Below are 16,875 nucleotides of genomic sequence, written 5' to 3'. Positions count from 1 at the left end.
GCTCTTTTTTCGTTTGGCGTAAAGGACTTAGCGCGTGAAGATCCAGGCCGCGACCACCGCGCCGAACACGATGCGATACCAGGCGAACACGCGGTACGTGTGGTTGGCCACGAAGCGCAGCACCGCGCGCACCACGACCATCGCGCTCAGGAAGGCCGCGATGAAGCCCACGGCAATGCCGGACAGGTCGTGCTGGGTCAGTGCGCCGAAGTTCTTGTACATGTCGAACACGGCCGCGCCCAGCATCGTGGGCATGGCCAGGAAGAACGAGAACTCGGTGGCGGTCTTGCGCTGGATGCCGGCGATCATGCCGCCGATGATGGTGGCGCCCGAACGCGACGTGCCCGGAATCATCGCGAAGCACTGCGCCACGCCTACGCCCAGCGCCTGCTTCCAGGTGATCTGCTCAAGCGTGTAAGCGGACGCCCGTTCGTCCGATGCCGTGTCATCCGCCGCGCCCGGCTGGTCGCCCGGCGTGTGGTGCGTCTTGCGTTCAACGTACAACATGATCAGGCCGCCCAGCACCAGCGTCACCACCACCACGCCGGGGTGATAGAACACCGATTTGATGGTCTTGATGAAGATGGCGCCGATGACGGCCGCCGGCAGGAAGGCGATGATCAGGTTGCGGGCGAAGGCCACTTCGCTGGGCACGCCGGTCAGCGCGCCGCGAATCAGCTGCATCAGCCGCGCGCGGAACACCCACATGACGGCCAGGATGGAACCCAGCTGGATGACGACTTCGAACACCTTGCCGTCGCCGGACTGGAAGTTGATCCAGTCGCCCACCAGGATCAGGTGGCCGGTGCTGGAGACGGGGATGAATTCCGTCAGGCCTTCAAGAATGCCAAGAATGAAAGCCTTGATCAGGTAGAGCGCGTTTTCAGTCACGATGCGTGGGCGGTCCTGGTTAGTCGTTGGCTAAAGAGGCTTCGTCGGACAACATTTCCTGGGGCCGTTTTTCCACGCGCACCAGCGCGATTCGGCGGCCATCCATTTCCAGGACTTCGAAGCGGAAATGCTGATGATGGATTTCGTATTCGCAGACGTCGCCGGGCTTGGGCAGGTGGCCAAAGCGCGACAGCAGGTAGCCGGCCAGCGTCGAGAAGTCTTGCGCTTCGTCGACCAGCCCTTCGGTTTCCAGCACCTGTTCAACGTGGTGCAAGTCCGCTGCGCCGTCGATCTTCCAGGTGTTGTCGCCGTCGGCCACGATGTCGGGCAGTTCGTCTTCGTCGGGGAATTCGCCGGCAATGGCTTCGAACACGTCGATGGGCGTGACCAGGCCTTCGATGGCGCCGAACTCGTCAGCCACCAGCACGAGCTGGCCGCGCGAACGCTTGAGCGTGTCCATCAGGCGCAGGATGCCGATGGACTCGTGCACGATGATCGGGTCGCGCAGGCGGTTGCGGCGCACGCGGCCTTCGGTGATCAGGTCGGCCACCAGGTCCTTGGCGCGGGCAATGCCCAGCACTTCATCCAACGACCCGCGGCAGACCGGGAAAAAGCTGTGCGGGGCTTCGGTCAGCTGGCGGCGGATGAGTTCGGGATCGTCGTCGATGTTGATCCACGACACATCCGTGCGCGGCGTCATGATCGACCGGATGGACCGTTCGGCCAGCGTCAGCACGCCGCTGACCATGTTGCGTTCTTCGACGCCGAAGGCCGGCATGGACGGGCCATCCGCGTTGGGCAGATCGGGTTCATCGCTGGCCGGCGGACGCTTGCCCAGCATGCGCAGCACCGCCGAGGCGGTGCGTTCGCGCATGGGACGGCCACCGTCCAGCTTGAGCAGGTTGCGGCGCGCAACCTGGTTCAACGCTTCGATAGCCACCGAGAAACCGATGGCGGCATACAGGTAGCCCTTGGGCACCTTGAAGCCGAACGCTTCCGCCAACAGCGAGAAGCCGATCATCAGCAGGAAGCCCAGGCACAGCACCACAACGGTGGGGTGCGCGTTGACGAAGCGCGTCAGGGGCTTGGACGCCAGCAGCATGATGCCGATGGCGATGACGACGGCAATCATCATGATGGCCAGGTGGTCGACCATGCCCACTGCGGTGATGACGGAGTCCAGCGAGAACACCGCGTCCAGCACCACGATCTGCGTCACGATGACCCAGAAGCTGGCGTACACGCGCGGGCCTGACGAGCCGGCATGCTGCCCGCCCTCCAGGCGCTCGTGCAGCTCCATGGTGCCCTTGAACAGCAGGAATAGACCGCCCACCATCAGGATCAGGTCACGCCCGGAAGGCGACACGGGTCCGACGGTAAACAAGGGGGTGGTCAAGGTGACGAGCCACGACATGACGGACAACAGGCCCAGGCGCATGATCAGCGCGAGGCTCAGCCCCATGATGCGCGCGCGGTCGCGTTGCGCAGGGGGAAGTTTGTCCGCCAGGATGGCGATGAAAATCAGGTTATCAATGCCCAGGACGATCTCAAGGACGACCAGGGTAAGCAAGCCGACCCACGCTGCGGGGTCTAGCAGCCACTCCATCAGGAGCTCCAGAAGTTACACGACCGGTAATCGTACATGGAAAATTCGTGACATGCCGGTGACACGCCCCCGTCCGTATGCCTGATGGCCATTGGTTTTGCGCCATGTGCAGGGGTTGCATCAAGGTTGCATTGCGCTCCTCGCAACCGTGCGCGCAAAGAAAAACCGGCCCGAAGGCCGGTCTCGCACAACGCCGGATCGGCGCTGGGAATCAGGCAGCCGACGGCGGGTTCAGCGACGTCAGCATCTGCGTGAAGATCTTCGGGCTGGCGGCCAGCACGTTGCCGCTGTCCATCCAGCCTTGTTCGCCGTCGAAGTCGGCGATCAGGCCGCCGGCTTCCAGAACCATCAGGCTGCCAGCCGCCAGGTCCCAGGGCTTCAAGCCCACGCCGCAGAAGCCATCCAGACGGCCGCTGGCCACGTAGGCCAGGTCCAGCACGGTGGAGCCCATGCGGCGCACACCGGTGACGCTTTCAGCCATATGGCGGAAACGCTGCGAACCCTGTTCAAGGTCACCAGCGTTGGGCCAGTGCGCGCCCAGCAGTGCTTCGTGATAGCGGGTGCGGCCCGAGACGCGCACGCGGCGGTCGTTCAGGAACGTGCCGCTGCCACGGCTGGCCGTGAACAGTTCGTTGCGCGAGGGGTCATAGATGACCGCTTGCGTGACCTGGCCGCGCTGCGTCAGCGCGATGGACACGGCGTAGTTGGGCAGGCCGTGGATGAAGTTCGTGGTGCCGTCCAGGGGATCAATGATCCACTGGAATTCAGCCTGGTCGGGACCTTGCAGCCCGAATTCCTCGCCCAGCACGGCATGGTCCGGGTAAGCGGCATGCAGTGTTTCGACGATGGACTCCTCGGCGGCGCGATCGACTTCCGTGACATAATCGCGCGGCCCCTTGCGAGCCACGCTGAGTCGTTCCAAATCCATGCTGGCACGGTTGATAATGGTGCCGGCACGCCGGGCCGCCTTGATGGCGATGTTGAGCATCGGGTGCATAAAATTCCGTACGTATGCGGTGGGTTCGCGTGATGGTTGGCCACTTGCCGCCCCCCGGGTCCGTCGTTGCCCCAACCGGGGAAATCGACCCAAAAAACCAGGAAGGCACTTAGCCAAACGTGCCATTTTAAATGACTCAAGCATTTTCACGTGTTCGCTTCGTTATGGTGAACCCCAGCCACCCCGGAAACGTCGGTTCGGCGGCCCGCGCCATCAAGACGATGGGCTTCTCGGAACTGGTTCTGGTGGAGCCAAAGTTTCCAGATGTAACCAGCCAGCCGGAGGCCGTCGCTCTGGCCAGCGGCGCGCTGGATGTGCTGGAAAATGCCCGCATCTACCCGTCGCTGGAAGACGCGCTGGCGCCCGTCACCATGGCCTTCGCCCTGACCGCCCGCGTGCGCGACCTGGGCCCCCCGCCCTGCGACATCCGCCAGGCGGCCGATCTGGCCTGCGCCCACTTGGCTGAAACGTCCGAGGGCGTGGCAGCCGTGGTGCTGGGCACCGAACGCGCCGGGCTGACGAACGCCCAGATCGCCCTGTGCCATCGCATCTGCCATATCCCGGCCAACCCCGAGTACAGCTCGTTGAACGTCGCCCAGGCCCTGCAATTGGCGGCCTGGGAGCTGCGTTACGCGTTGCTGGTCGATGAGGGTGCGGCGCTGCTGCCGGCATCCACCGCGCAGGAACCCTCGCGCGGCGCCGAACCGGCGTCCAGCGAAGCGGTGCAGGCGTTTCTGGCGCACTGGGAAGAGGCGCTGGTTGGCGTGCAGTTCCTGGACCCCGCCCAYCCCAAGAAGCTGATGCCGCGCATGCGCCACCTGTTTTCCCGCCCGGCCCTGACGCGCGACGAAGTCGACATGATGCGCGGCGTGTGCACCGCCATGCTGGCCACCGCGCGGCGCAACGGCGGCGCAAAAAAATAAGGACAGGCCTCATCGCCCGAAAAGTCAGGACAGTCCTCACTGCCTGAGACTTCAGGACAGCCCTCACCGCCCGAGACGTCAGGACCGGCCTCAGCACCCGTCCTGGCGATAAAAAAAGGACAGGCCTCAGCCTGTCCTTTTTTTGAACTCGCCCCCGGCGGCAAGCCGGCCCGGAGGGCGTGCCCGTCTTCTGCGACGATCAGTCCACCTTGGCGCCCGAGGCCTTCACCACCGGGGCCCAGCCGTCCACTTCCGACTTGATGAACGCGCCGAATTCGGCCGGCGTGGTCTTCACGCCGACTGCGCCCAGCTTTTCATAGCTGGTCTGAACCGAGGCCTTGTCCAGCGCTTTCTGCATGGCGGCGTTCAGCTTGTTGATCACTTCCGGCGGCGTGCCGGCCGGGGCCAACAGGCCAAACCACGACGACACGTCGAAGTCGGTAAAGCCCGATTCCTTCATCGTGGGCAGGTCCGGCGCGCTCTTGGAGCGTTCGCTGGTGGTAACGGCCAAGGCGCGCAGCTTGCCCGATTGGGCGTGCGGCCATGCCGAAGGCATGTTGTCGAACATGAATTGCACCTGGCCGCCGATCAGGTCAGTCATGGCCGGCGCGCTGCCCTTGTACGGCACGTGCAGGACGTCAATGCCCGCCTTCATCTTGAACAGCTCGCCCGCCATGTGAATGGAGGTGCCGCTGCCCGACGATGCGAACGCCAGCTTGCCCGGGTTCTTCTTGGCGTAGTCGACCAGTTCCTGGACCGACTTCACCGGCACTTGCGGGTTCACGACCAGGATGTTCGGCACCTTGGCGCCCAGCGCCACCGGAGCAAAGTCTTTGGTCAGATCGAATGTGACGTTCTTGTACAGCGATTGGTTGATGGCGCTGGTGACCGCCACGAACAGCAGCGTGTAGCCATCGGGCGCGGCGCGTTGCACCTGGTCGGTGGCGATGTTGCTGCCGGCGCCCGGCTTGTTTTCAACCACGAACGATTGGCCCAGGCTCTCGGTGAGTTCCTTGGCCATGATGCGGGCGATTACGTCGGTGGTGCCACCGGCGGAAAAACCGACCACGATGCGGACAGGTTTGTCAGGGTAGGCGGCATGGGCGGAACCCATGGCGAATGCGCTTGCGGCGGTGGCCAGAAGGGTGGCGGCAAAACGCCGCAGTCCAGGCTTGTGACCTGTAGTCATAGTGTCTCCGTGCAGGTACTGTCCATTGAGTGGACGATTTGAATTATTGGATGACGCATTTTGAGCTATACACGGCGGGGGCATCAAGGTAGAGTCCACGCTACGGACAATGGTTTTCCCTTGACCGTTCCGGAATAACCCAAAGTTTTCAGAGATTTGCATGCAAGACAGTGATGCCGCGGCCGCAGGCCCACGCACGTTGCGGCGGGGCCTGGCCGTTCTGGCCGCCCTGCGCGATCAAGGGCCCGATGGCCTCAGCGTGACGGATATTGCCCGCCTGACGGGCATACAGCGCCCCACCATCTACCGATTGCTGGCCGCCCTGCTCGACGCCGGTCTGGTGTTGCCGGTGACGGGCACCAAGAAATACCGCGCGCAACTGGCGGTGGACCCGGACACGCGTTCGCGCGATCCGCGTGTGCGCCAACTGCTGCCCGTGCTGCGCCGCCTGGCCGACCGCACCGGTGACGCCGTCTTCCTGGTGGTGCGCGACGAGGACGACTCGATCAGCCTGCATCGCGAAATCGGCAGCTACCCCGTGCAGATTTTGGCCACTTACGCCGGCAAGCGTCAGCCGCTGGGCGTGGGTTCCGGCGGCATGGCGCTGCTGGCGGCGCTGCCGGATGACATCGCGCGCAGCATCGTCGAACGCAACTCCGGACGGCTGGACGAATACGGCGGCATGACGCCGCAGGAAATGTACCGGCTGATTGAAAACACCCGTGCGCGTGGCTATTCGGTGGTGGGCAACCACGCCGTGCGCGGCGCGCTGGGCGTGGGTTGCGCGCTGCTGGATACGCAGGGCCAGCCGCTGCTGGCAGTCAGCGTCACCGCCATCATCGACCGCATGCCGGCCCAGCGCCAACGCGAGATCGCGGGCTGGATCAAGTCGGAACTGGCGCGGCTGGCTGTGCAGGCCTGATCGAAATGGCTGCGCTGCCTGGCCTGTGAGGCGACGGGCATAAGACAGCGAACATAAGACAACGGGCGCCCGAATAAGGGCGCCCGTTGTCTTGTTGGCGATAGGCGATACCTGCAAGGATCAGGTTGCCGCCCCACCCGAGGCCGCATCGGCCTTGCCTGCCACCTTGGGGTTTTGAATTTCGCGCACCGGGATCGGCGGCTGGAAGCCGGCCGCTTCCAGCGACGTGCGAATCTGCTGGTACAGGCCCCAACGCAGGTCCCAGTACTTGCCCGCTTCGGCCCACACGCGCACGTTCACGATGACGCCGTTTTCCTTGTACTCAAACACCTTCACCTGCGGCTCGGGGTCCTTCAGCGCATCGGGACGCGACGCCACGATTTCCTTCAGCTTGGTCAACACCAGTTCCAGGTCATCGCCATAGCGCACCGGTACCGGGATATCCAGACGACGCGTCGGGTTGCGGCTGTAGTTGGTGATGGTGGCGTTCCACACGGTGCTGTTGGGCAGCGTCAGATGGATGCCATCGCCCTGCACCAATCGCGTCAGGAACAAGCCCACTTCGGCCACCGTGCCGTCCGCGCCCGAGCTCAGCGCGATGTACTCGCCCGCGCGAATGGGGCGCAGCATCAGCAGCATGATGCCCGCCGCAATGTTTTGCAGCGTGCCTTGCAAGGCCAGGCCCACGGCCAGACCGGCGGCGCCCAGCACGGCAATCAGGCTGGCCGTTTGCACGCCAAAGCGCGCCAGCACGGCAATGATCGTAAAGATGCGCACTGCCCAGACGACCGTGGTGTAGAACATCGGCACGATGGTCGGATCGATCTTGCTGGAGCGCGTAGACGCCCGTCGAACCCAACTGCCCAGCAGTGACGATATCCACCAACCCGCGATCAGGATAAGCAGGGCAACCAACAAATTGATGCCCATATCCACGAACCTGGGAGCCCAGGCGTTAAATTCCCTCAAGGCGTCTTCCATGGAATCTCCTGCGAAAAATGACAACCGAAAACTCTATCAGATGAAGAAGTCGCAAAGGGCCGCAATGCGGCCCTGGTATGTCAAGCTTTGTAAGAATACGCCCGATGCACGGGCCTGCGGGGATCAGGCGGGAACGATGCGGAAGTGATTGTCCCAGGACACCTCGCGCGACGGCGGCAGCACCGGCGTTTCGTGGCCGGCGGCATCGGTGCGCAGCATCGCGCCCAAACCGCTGCTGACCAGAAAGCCCGCCTCGGGCGCAGGCGCCACGCCGCAGCCGTCGGCAAGCGCCGTCGTGCCCAGGCACCGGCCGCTGGCGGTGTCCCAATAGATCACCTGCCCACCCACGGGGCTGGACGTCGCGACGATGCCGCCCGAGGCATCCACCGTGACCGAGCCCACGTAGTTGCGCATGTTGCGCAGCGTCTCGGCAGGCCCTTCAAACAATTCCAGTTGCGCGCCGCGCCGATGCCGCCCGACCAGCGCGGGGCGGTCGGCCACCGGCCCCATGTACTGGCAGCCGAACCACACGCTGCCATCGCCCGCCAGCGCCAGATGCCGGATCGACAGGCGATGCAGATCAGGGGCAAGCTCCACCTTTTCCAGCAACTGCCCGCTGGCCGCATCGATGTAGGCCAGTGACGGCCGCATCGTGTCCAGGTTCAGCTCCAGCTTGCCGTAATCGGGATGCGTCAGGATGCCGCCGTTGGCCACGCAGAGCGTCTTGCCGTCGGGCATCAGCACCACTTCGTGCGGGCCGATGCCGCGCGTGTCGAACTCGCCCACCCGCCGCCACGCACCGCCCGGCGAGGCATCGTAAATGCCCAGCACGCCGCGCCCCGCTTCAAAATCGTTTTCGGTGGCGGCCAGCAGCCGCCCCTGTTCCATGAACGCACCGTGGCCGAAGAAATGACGCTCGTCCGGCATGGGCAATGCCTGCGGCTCGCCCCCATCGCGCAAGGAAAAAGCTACGGCAAAAAAGCCGGGCTGACGGCCGAACACCACGGCGCGCTGGCTCGATGCGTCGATCGCAAAACTGTGCCCGCGCGCGGGCATGGGCACCACCAACTTGTCGTGGCCCGCGTCGTCCAGCAACACCGCTTCATCGCGCCCGCCGCGCTTGCGCGCGCTCAGGTACAGCGGGCCGCCATCCGCGGGCAACACGGCAAGCGCCGCCCCGGGCGACAAGCCCAGCGCCGCGGCCAAGGTCAGAAAGCGGCGGCGGTCAATCACCATCGAGCGCATTGAATCCGATGGTGACGCCCAGTGCCGGGGCCAGGTCCTGGTCGACGATCGCCTTGGCATTCTTGATAGTCAAGGACGCCAGCTCCAACTGGCGGCGGCCGTCTTCCTCTTTCAGCGCGGCCTCAAGCGGTGCCGGCACATCCAGCAAGGTCTGCGCGGCGCTTTGCAGCTCGCCTTGCACCGACACGTCCATCCAGTCGCCGCCTGCCGGCAGCGGATACGCGCCGGCTTGGTAGAACGCCTTCAGGCTGCTCAGGTTCGCCGCCAGCAAACGCGTAGACAAATCACTGCGCCAGAACGCCGCGCGCTTGGGGCGCGCCGCATCCGGCGTTGCGCCCAGCACGGGCAGAATCTTCACATCGCGCGCGAATTGCAGGCCGGTGGACAACGCCTTCATCGCTTCCGCCGCCACTTCCTGCGGATCGCGGTACAGGTCGTTGGCGGCTTGCGGCTTGGCGAACTGCCGGCCGAATTCGCCTTGGGCGCTCCAGGCCTGCGCCACATCGCGCGAGATTCCCGTGACGTTCGCCGTCACCGCGCGGGCATAGCCGCAAGCGTAGGCAAACGTGGGTTCGCCCGTGTTCTTCAGCAGCGCCGGTTCGCCGTAAAGCACGTATTCCAGCGCGGGCAGGCCCTGCACCGCCACGCTGCGGCCGGCAAGCGCCCCCGGCGCGAGCAGCGCGTCGTCCTTTGCGGCGATCAGCTGCTGCACCTGCCGGGGCATCACGCCGCGGGTGTCGGGCCAGAACGCCAGCCGCTCAAAACGGTTGGCTTGCACCAGCGGGCCGAAGCGCAGAATCTCGACGCCGGACCAAGCCAACGCCAGATTCGTGAACGCGTCACCAACACGCGTAGCGCCCGCGGCATCCGGCTTGGCGCACCAGCTGCCCAACGCGCCATCCAACGCCGCCGCGGCATCCACCATCTTGCTGACGGCGGGCCGCGCATAATCTCGCGCCAGGCGTTCGCCCAGGTCGGCGGGCAATTGGGCCTGCGCCGCCAGCGGGGCTGCGGCCAGCAGCACGGCCGCCAACGCGGGTTTGAACACAGGCGGGAAGGATCGGGCCATCACAGCGACTCCAGGAAACGAATGAGGTCTGCGCGTTCGTCAGGCGTCATCGCCACCACGCGGTCACGCGCAGGCTTGCCCGCGCCGCCGTGCCACAGCACGGCTTCCAGCAAGGTGCGGGCGCGCCCGTCGTGCAGCCAGGTGGCGTTGGGATTCACGGTCTTGGTCAGGCCGATGCCCCACAGCGGCGGCGTGCGCCATTCGCGGCCGTTGGCCTGGCCGTCGGACACGCCATCGGCCAGGTCGTCGCCCATGTCATGCACCAGCATGTCGGTGTAGGGCCAGATCAACTGGAAGCGGTGCTCGGGCTGCTTGGCGTTGCGGCTCGTCACGTACTTGGGCACATGGCAGGCCACGCAATTGGCTTCGTAGAACAGCTTCTTGCCCGCCAGCACGCGCGCGTCGTCAGCATCGCGCCGTGCCGGTACCGCCAGATTGGTGGAATAGATGGTGACGAAGTCCATCAACTTCGCCGGGACTTCTTCCGGGCCGAAGCGCGGCTGTGCGCCGTGCGGCATGTCCAGGCATTGCTTTTGCGCGGGCGTGCAGTCGCCCGAATGCTTCGGGAACATCGGCGTCGACAGACCCATGTCGTTCGAGAACGCGGCGGCGCTTTGCTGCTCAACCGTGGGCTGACCGGCCTTCAGGTTGAAGCGGCCCAGCGCGCGCGCGCCGGTGCGCGCATCGGTCACCCAGTTGGGTTTGCCTTTGATGCCATCGCGGGTGTCGGCGCCCACGTTGGCCAGGATGTCGGCTTCGTGAATGGATTCCAGCAGGCCCAGGCCGATCATTGGCGGCGCCAGACGCGGCGAAATCTGCGTGTCGGCGCGCATCGGGCCATAGCCCAGGTTCTCGATGCGGTACGTGGGCTTCATCAGCGTGGCGGTCTCGCCACCGTTTAGCGCCACGGGTATCGGTTCGTACTCGATCTCCATGCGGCCTTCGGCCGGCAGGCCCGCCACCGCAAAGTTCTGCAACTGCACGCCGTAAATGGGTTCGGGCAGCTCGGCGATTTCACCTGCGGCAAGCTTGGGATGCCCACGGTCAGGGCCATGCGGCACGGCCAGACGCAGCAGCAGCGCCACGGCATCCGTGCGTTCCAAAGGATCGAAACCCGGCACCGTGCCGCGTCCGTCCTTGGTATGACAGGCCTGGCACGACCGGGCGTTAAATAGCGGCCCCAGGCCGTCGGACGCTTGCGTGGAGGCAGGCGCCGACACCCAGTCCTTGCGGAACAGGCCGTTGCCGACCTGGAATTCCTGGCGCCCCTCGAAGCTCATGTTCGCCGACGGCTGCGAAAAGATATCGGCGTTGATGAGCTTGTTGGTGGTCGCCGCGCCCGCCTGCATGGACTCAAAGGTTTCGACCTTCGAGAAATCGCGCGTGGGCGCGGTGATGGCGGTGACGCGTTTTTGATCTTCGGGCGTAAGGTCATCACGCCCGGCTGGCACTTCAGGTGCGGCGGCGGCGCCGGCGTGAGCCGACGCCGCCAGTACGGCGGCTAATACGAGTTTCACTTGAATACGGCGTCGGGTTTATCCAGGCTGTCGGAACCTTCGATGGCGACCTTGCCCAGGTCCAGCAGCGTGATCACGCGCTCCAGGCTGCGGGTCTGATCCACCAGGCGGTCGATGGCGGCCTGCACCACCGCGTTGCCTTCCTTGTTGCCGTCGGCAATCATCTGGTCATAGGTTTCGACCGTTTCGGCGCGCGTCTTCATGGCTTGCATGGCCGCCACGGTGGCGTCCAGCTTGGCGCGCACTTCAGCGTCCAGCTTCGGGTCCTTGGCCTTGACCAATTCCGACAGGCTGGCGCCCTTGACTTCCTTGCCGTCGATGCGCGTGTAGGCGCCCACGTACACGTTGCGGATGCCGATCTGGTCGTAGTAGTGCGAGTTGTGCGTGTTGTCCGAGAAGCAGTCGTGCTCTTCTTCGGGATCGTGCAGCATCAGGCCGAGCTTCATGCGCTCACCGGCCAGCTCGCCGTACGACAGGCTGCCCAGACCGGTCAGCATGGCGATCAAGCCCGCCTTGGGATCTTCTTCGACGGCCTTGCGCGCCGCGCCTTCCTTCTTCCAGTTGCCCACCATTTCTTCCAGATCCGTGACCAGCAAATCCGTCACGGCCTTCAGGAATTCAACGCGGCGTTCGCAGTGACCGCCCGTGCATTGCTTGGTGTCGAAATCCGTGTGCGGGCGGTTGCCCGAGTGGCGCTCTTGCGGCGTGCCCTTGCGGTCAGCCGGCGCCGGGCCGGTGCCGTTCAGGTCCTGGCCCCAGAGCAGGAATTCGATGGCGTGGTAGCCCGTGGCCACGTTGGCTTCGTTGCCGTCGGCTTCGTGCAGCACTTCAGACAGCAGCTGCGGCGTGATCTTGCTGACATCCACCGTCTTGCCGCCCACCGAAATCTTGGAATTGGCGATGACGTTGACGGCGTAGTACGCGTTCTCGTCGTTGTCGGTGCCGTACGAGGCGTCTACATAATCAATCAGGCCTTCGTCCAGCGGCCAGGCGTTAACGCGGCCTTCCCAGTCGTCAACGATGGGGTTGCCAAAGCGGTAGGCTTCCGTCTGCTGGTACGGCACGCGAGCGGCCAGCCAGGCTTCGCGGGCGGCTTTCAGTGTGTCGGGGCTGGGCTTGGCGATCAGTGCGTTGATGGCGGTGCGCAGCGTCTTGGCGGCGGTCAGCGAGTCTTCATAGCCCGCCAGCGCCAGATCCGAATAGGTGGCGACGACGGCCTTGGGTTCCACTGCGGCGTGTGCCGTTCCCCCGAATACCGCGGCTGCCAGCACCGCTCCCAAAAGCAACTTGCGCATCAACGTTCTCCCGTAACTTCGAACGGCGACCACCCCCGCGGCGGGCCGTTACGACTTTAATTTGCGGATGAGAGTGTAAACAATTTTCGTTTGATGTTCAGCGATAAGTCAGCTACCTGACGCTTTTTTGAACGTAAAACTTGAGCAATTCCGCGCAACTCCCGTGGCTGGCCCGCTACTATCCCGCTATTGCCGTCCCCGTTTTGAAGCCCATGGAACTCCGTCAACTCCGCTACTTCGTGCGTGTCGCTGAACTTGGCAGCATCGGCCGCGCCGCGCGCGATCTGGGCGTGGTGGCGTCTGCGCTCAGCCAGCAGATCAGCCGCCTGGAAAGCGAGCTGGCGACGCGGTTGCTGATGCGCACGCACACGGGGGTGGTGCCCACGGCCGCCGGCACCGCCTTTTTGCGGCAAGCCCGCTTGACGTTGCGGCACGCGGAAAACGCCGTGGCGGCGGCGCGCGAGGCGCGTTTGTCCGGCATGGTCAGCGTGGGTTTCGCCCCCACCACGGCATCGGTGCTGGCCAAGCCGTTCTATGCGGCCATGGCTGAACGCTATCCCAACGTGCGGCTGCATCTGGTCGAAGGGCTGTCGGGCAATCTGGGCGAACAGCTCAGCAACCGGCGGCTGGATCTGGCGGTGCTGTTCCAGAATGACAGCAGCCAGGGGCGCAGCGCCATTCCCGTGCTGGACGAAAAACTATTCCTGCTGGCGCAGCGCGGCATGTTCGCCTTGCCTGACGGCGAACCCGTCACCATTGCCGAACTGGCGAGCCTGCCGCTGGCGGTCACCAGCAAAGCGCACGGCCTGCGCGCCTGGGTGGAAGCCGCCTTCGAACGCGCCGGCATCGAGCCCTGGGTGGCCGTCGAAGTGGATGGCCTGACGACCTTGATGGACCTGGTGCAGGCCAACGCCATCGCCACCATCCAGCCGGGCGCCGCCGTGGCGCGGGCCGAGGCCGGGCTGCTGAACATGCACCCCATCAACGACCCCTTTCTGTACCGCCGCAACGCCGTCTATTGCATCAACGATGAAGAACTATCGCCCGCGGCGCTGGCGGCGCGCGTCGTGCTGGTGGACGTGATGCGCGCGCAAGTGCGCCACGGCGGCTGGCCGGGCGCCACCCTTCTCGATTCGTGATGCCCCCATGCCGGGCGCATGGCTAGGCCCGAGGAAGTCCCACGGATACATTGCATTCGTGAACGCTGCGGCAATGGTGCCGGGGCGACGGACCTACTCGAACGCTGATGACGACTGACTCCCGACGCCCGGGCACGCTACCCATCCCCTCCATGCGCCCGCTCTGTTCCGAGCAGGAATGGCAGGCCCGTGTCGACCTTGCCGCCTGTTATCGGCTGGTTGAGCTCTACGGCATGGCCGACATGATGGCCAACCACATCTCGGCCCGCGTGCCGGGCGAAGACAACGCCTTCCTCATCAACCCCTACGGCATGATGTACGAAGAGATCACGGCGTCCAGCCTGATCAAGGTGGACCTGGACGGCACCATCCTGGCCAAACCCGATTTCGGCGACATGGACTACGGCATCAACAAAGCCGGCTATGTGATTCACAGCGCGGTGCACGCGGCGCGCCATGAGGTCGACTGCGTGATCCACACGCACAGCTGGGCGTCGATGGCGGTGGCGTCGCTGGATTGCGGCTTGCTGCCGCTCACGCAGACGGCCATGCGCTTTCTGAAGATTGGGTATCACGATTACCAAGGCGTGGTGCTGGACCTGCAAGAGCAGGAGTCGCTGTTGAAGGATCTTGGCCAGGGCGAAGCGCTGATCCTGCGCAACCACGGCGCGCTGACCGTCGGCCGCACCGTGGGCGAGGCCTTCAACTGGATGCACCGGCTGGAGCTTGCCTGCCGCGCCCAGCTGGCCGCCATGGCCACCGGCTCGCCGTTGCGGCAGGTCAGCCCGGCCGTGCTGGAAGAAACCTGGAACAACTACCAGCCCGGCACCCGGCGCCCGTACGGCGTCATGGAGTGGCCGGCCCTGCTGCGCAAACTGGACCGCATGGACCCCGGGTTCCGGGACTGAAGTGTCGGACTGAAGTGTCGGACTAAAACCCCGGACTGAAACCCGGGGACTGAACTCCAAAGCGCCGGCCGACGTGGCGGCACGGCGCTCGCAAGCCCAAACGACAACCACGAACGGAGACAACAATGAACACTGCCCGAGCCCTGCTCGCCGCCGCAGCGGCGGCCTGCGCCTGTACCGTACCGCCCGCAATGGCGGCGGACTATCCCGACAAGCCCGTCAAAGTGATCGTGGCGTTCACCGCCGGCGGCACCACCGACACGCTGACGCGCAGCATGTCCAATGCGCTGGCGAAGAAGCTCGATCAGCCCTTCGTCGTGGAAAACAAGCCCGGCGCGGGCGGCAACATTGGCACCGAATACGTGGTGCGCGCCGCGCCCGACGGGCACACCTTGATCGTGAATTCCGTCGGCCCCATTGCGGTTAACGCGTCGCTGGCCAAGCTGTCGTTCGACCCGCTGACCGACCTGGTGCCCATGGTGCAAATCGCCACCGTGCCAAACGTGCTGGTCGTGCCGCCGTCGTCCCCCGCGAAGGACATCAAGAGTTTTCTGGCGTACGTGAAAACGGCGAAGCACCTGAACTACAGCTCGACCGGCGTGGGCACGTCGTCGCATCTGTCCAGCTACATGCTGATGGATGAGCTGGGCGTGCAAGCCACGCATGTGCCATACAAAGGCGCCGACGCGGTCAACGACCTGCTGGCCGGGCGCATCGACTTCATGTTTGCGACCATCCCATCCGTGATCGGGCAAATTCGCGCGGGCAAGCTGCGCCCGCTGGCCGTCAGCACCCTGCAACGGTCGGCAACGCTGCCCGAGCTGCCCACCATCGCCGAGTCCGGCTATCCGGGCTTTGATGCGGGTTCGTGGTTTGGCTTCTTCGGCCCCAAAGGCACGCCGCCCGCCGTGGTGGACGTGATCAACCGCGAAGTGAATGCCGCCCTGCCCTCGCTGAAATCGCAGATGCTGCACGAAGGCGCGGAACCGGTTGGCGGCACGCCCGCGCAGTTCTCGACGTTCATTCGCAGCGAACACGACAAATGGGCCGCGCTGGTGCGCAAGTTCCAACCCAATCCCAACTGAAGCCCGCCGCGGGCAGTTAACCCTAATGACGCAACACGACGACATCCGCATCCTCTGCTCGCCCGCCGCCGCTGACACGCTGCGGCAGGCGCTGCCCCATGATGGCCGGCGCTATACCCTGCGCCATCCCGAGCCCGGACAAGCCTGCGATGCGCAAGTGGCCTTTGTGTCGCGCGACATCACGGGCGCATCCACCAAGTTCAGCATCACGCCCGACACGGCGCGCTACTACGAGGCGATGCGCCACGCGCCGGCGCTGCGCTGGGTGCATGTGCATTCGGCGGGCGCCGACCGCGAGATCTATCAAAGCCTGCATGCGCGCGGCGTCACCATCACCACGTCCCAAGGCGCCACGGATGCCGTCGTGGCGCAAACCGCCATCGGCGGCGTGCTGGCGCTGGCGCGCCGGTTTCCGCTGCTGGCGGCTGACCAGCGTGACCGTGCCTGGCGTCCGCTGCTGGGCGCCCGCACGCCGCGCGACCTGTCTGGCCAGCATGCGGTGCTGGTCGGCTGGGGCGGCATCGGGCAGCGCATCGGCGCGCTGCTGATGGCGCTGGGGTTGACGCTGACCGTCGTCCGGCATTCGGCTACCGCTGTGCCACAAGCGCGCCGCACGGCGGCCTATGGCGACCTGCCGGGCCTGCTGCATGATGCCGACTGGCTGGTGCTGGCATGCCCGTTGACACCGGCCACGCGCGAACTGGTCAGCCGCGACGCCCTGGCCGCCCTGCCCGCCCACGCCATGGTGGTCAACGTGGCGCGCGGCCATGTCATCGACGAGCCCGCGCTGATCGATGCGCTTGCCCATGGCCGTCTGGGCGGCGCGTTTCTGGACGTGTTCCAGCAGGAACCGCTGCCACCGGACTCCCCGCTATGGGGGCTGGACAATGTCATCGTCACGCCGCACAGCGCGGGCTTCTCGGACGGCAACGCGGCGCGAGTGCGCGAATTGTTCCTGAATAATCTGCGCCGCTGGGCGCAAGGTGAACCGCTGATCAATCCCCTGATCGGCTGACATCGGCTGACATCGGCAAACTTCAGCTGACGCCGCTCGAAGCAAAAAAGCCCGGACCAACGTCCGGGCTTTTTGCTGTTTGCGTCGCGGCGA

Annotated in this window: 15 protein-coding genes; 6 read left to right on the top strand and 9 right to left on the bottom strand. The window is 65.2% G+C overall.

Features of this window, described 5'->3' with window-relative positions:
• Positions 1 to 27 precede the first annotated feature (27 nt).
• From AC1DSJ_RS04785 to AC1DSJ_RS04775, 3 genes are all read right to left on the bottom strand, one after another.
• A complete protein-coding gene (locus AC1DSJ_RS04785) occupies positions 28 to 891 on the bottom strand; it encodes an undecaprenyl-diphosphate phosphatase (RefSeq protein WP_054426575.1) in 864 nt (287 codons plus the stop codon).
• A 19-nt stretch (positions 892 to 910) separates the two neighbouring features.
• A complete protein-coding gene (locus AC1DSJ_RS04780) occupies positions 911 to 2,497 on the bottom strand; it encodes a TerC family protein (protein ID WP_054426576.1) in 1,587 nt (528 codons plus the stop codon).
• Positions 2,498 to 2,708: 211 nt separating this feature from the next.
• On the bottom strand, positions 2,709 to 3,494 hold the full coding sequence (locus AC1DSJ_RS04775) for an inositol monophosphatase family protein (protein WP_054426577.1): 786 nt from the start codon (positions 3,492 to 3,494) through the stop codon (positions 2,709 to 2,711).
• Positions 3,495 to 3,625: 131 nt separating this feature from the next.
• On the opposite strand from AC1DSJ_RS04775, the gene AC1DSJ_RS04770 reads away from it, so the two are divergent.
• The gene (locus AC1DSJ_RS04770; protein ID WP_175171765.1) at positions 3,626 to 4,417 is read left to right on the top strand and encodes an RNA methyltransferase; all 792 of its coding nucleotides are present in this window, start codon (positions 3,626 to 3,628) and stop codon (positions 4,415 to 4,417) included.
• 199 nt (positions 4,418 to 4,616) lie between these two features.
• Here the strand turns inward: AC1DSJ_RS04770 and AC1DSJ_RS04765 are convergent, their stop codons facing one another.
• Positions 4,617 to 5,606: a Bug family tripartite tricarboxylate transporter substrate binding protein gene (locus AC1DSJ_RS04765; RefSeq protein WP_054426579.1), complete on the bottom strand. Its 990-nt coding sequence runs from the start codon at positions 5,604 to 5,606 to the stop codon at positions 4,617 to 4,619.
• A gap of 160 nt (positions 5,607 to 5,766) precedes the next feature.
• Between AC1DSJ_RS04765 and AC1DSJ_RS04760 the strand changes: the two genes are divergently transcribed.
• Positions 5,767 to 6,528: an IclR family transcriptional regulator gene (locus AC1DSJ_RS04760; protein ID WP_054426580.1), complete on the top strand. Its 762-nt coding sequence runs from the start codon at positions 5,767 to 5,769 to the stop codon at positions 6,526 to 6,528.
• A gap of 120 nt (positions 6,529 to 6,648) precedes the next feature.
• Here the strand turns inward: AC1DSJ_RS04760 and AC1DSJ_RS04755 are convergent, their stop codons facing one another.
• The 5 genes from AC1DSJ_RS04755 to AC1DSJ_RS04735 form a co-directional block, all read right to left on the bottom strand.
• On the bottom strand, positions 6,649 to 7,509 hold the full coding sequence (locus AC1DSJ_RS04755; RefSeq protein ID WP_054426581.1) for a mechanosensitive ion channel family protein: 861 nt from the start codon (positions 7,507 to 7,509) through the stop codon (positions 6,649 to 6,651).
• Between the two features lie 123 nt (positions 7,510 to 7,632).
• A complete protein-coding gene (locus AC1DSJ_RS04750) occupies positions 7,633 to 8,745 on the bottom strand; it encodes a DUF1513 domain-containing protein (protein ID WP_441371576.1) in 1,113 nt (370 codons plus the stop codon).
• Positions 8,735 to 9,823, bottom strand: a complete 1,089-nt coding sequence (locus AC1DSJ_RS04745; protein ID WP_441371486.1) for an imelysin family protein — start codon at positions 9,821 to 9,823, stop codon at positions 8,735 to 8,737. The genes AC1DSJ_RS04750 and AC1DSJ_RS04745 overlap by 11 nt, the downstream gene beginning before the upstream one ends.
• Positions 9,823 to 11,340: a di-heme oxidoreductase family protein gene (locus AC1DSJ_RS04740; protein WP_054426584.1), complete on the bottom strand. Its 1,518-nt coding sequence runs from the start codon at positions 11,338 to 11,340 to the stop codon at positions 9,823 to 9,825. The genes AC1DSJ_RS04745 and AC1DSJ_RS04740 overlap by 1 nt, the downstream gene beginning before the upstream one ends.
• Positions 11,337 to 12,635, bottom strand: a complete 1,299-nt coding sequence (locus AC1DSJ_RS04735) for an imelysin family protein (RefSeq protein WP_054426585.1) — start codon at positions 12,633 to 12,635, stop codon at positions 11,337 to 11,339. The genes AC1DSJ_RS04740 and AC1DSJ_RS04735 overlap by 4 nt, the downstream gene beginning before the upstream one ends.
• A gap of 212 nt (positions 12,636 to 12,847) precedes the next feature.
• On the opposite strand from AC1DSJ_RS04735, the gene AC1DSJ_RS04730 reads away from it, so the two are divergent.
• The 4 genes from AC1DSJ_RS04730 to AC1DSJ_RS04715 all read left to right on the top strand — a co-directional run bounded on the left by AC1DSJ_RS04730 (position 12,848) and on the right by AC1DSJ_RS04715 (position 16,782).
• Positions 12,848 to 13,774 (top strand): LysR family transcriptional regulator, encoded by a 927-nt coding sequence (locus AC1DSJ_RS04730; RefSeq protein WP_054426751.1) that lies wholly within the window; start codon positions 12,848 to 12,850, stop codon positions 13,772 to 13,774.
• A 107-nt stretch (positions 13,775 to 13,881) separates the two neighbouring features.
• Positions 13,882 to 14,682, top strand: coding sequence for a class II aldolase/adducin family protein (locus tag AC1DSJ_RS04725; protein ID WP_342067920.1), 801 nt, complete (start codon positions 13,882 to 13,884; stop codon positions 14,680 to 14,682).
• Positions 14,683 to 14,807: 125 nt separating this feature from the next.
• Complete coding sequence (locus AC1DSJ_RS04720; protein ID WP_054426587.1) at positions 14,808 to 15,767, top strand: Bug family tripartite tricarboxylate transporter substrate binding protein; 960 nt, start codon at positions 14,808 to 14,810, stop codon at positions 15,765 to 15,767.
• Between the two features lie 25 nt (positions 15,768 to 15,792).
• Entirely contained in the window at positions 15,793 to 16,782 is a 990-nt protein-coding gene (locus AC1DSJ_RS04715) for a D-2-hydroxyacid dehydrogenase (RefSeq protein WP_175171771.1), read from the top strand.
• The last annotated feature ends 93 nt before the right edge of the window (positions 16,783 to 16,875 follow it).

It is taken from the genome of Achromobacter sp. 01N37 (assembly GCF_056399725.1).
Note: the sequence above shows the minus strand (reverse complement) of the source record. Positions and strands in the feature narration are given on the sequence as shown.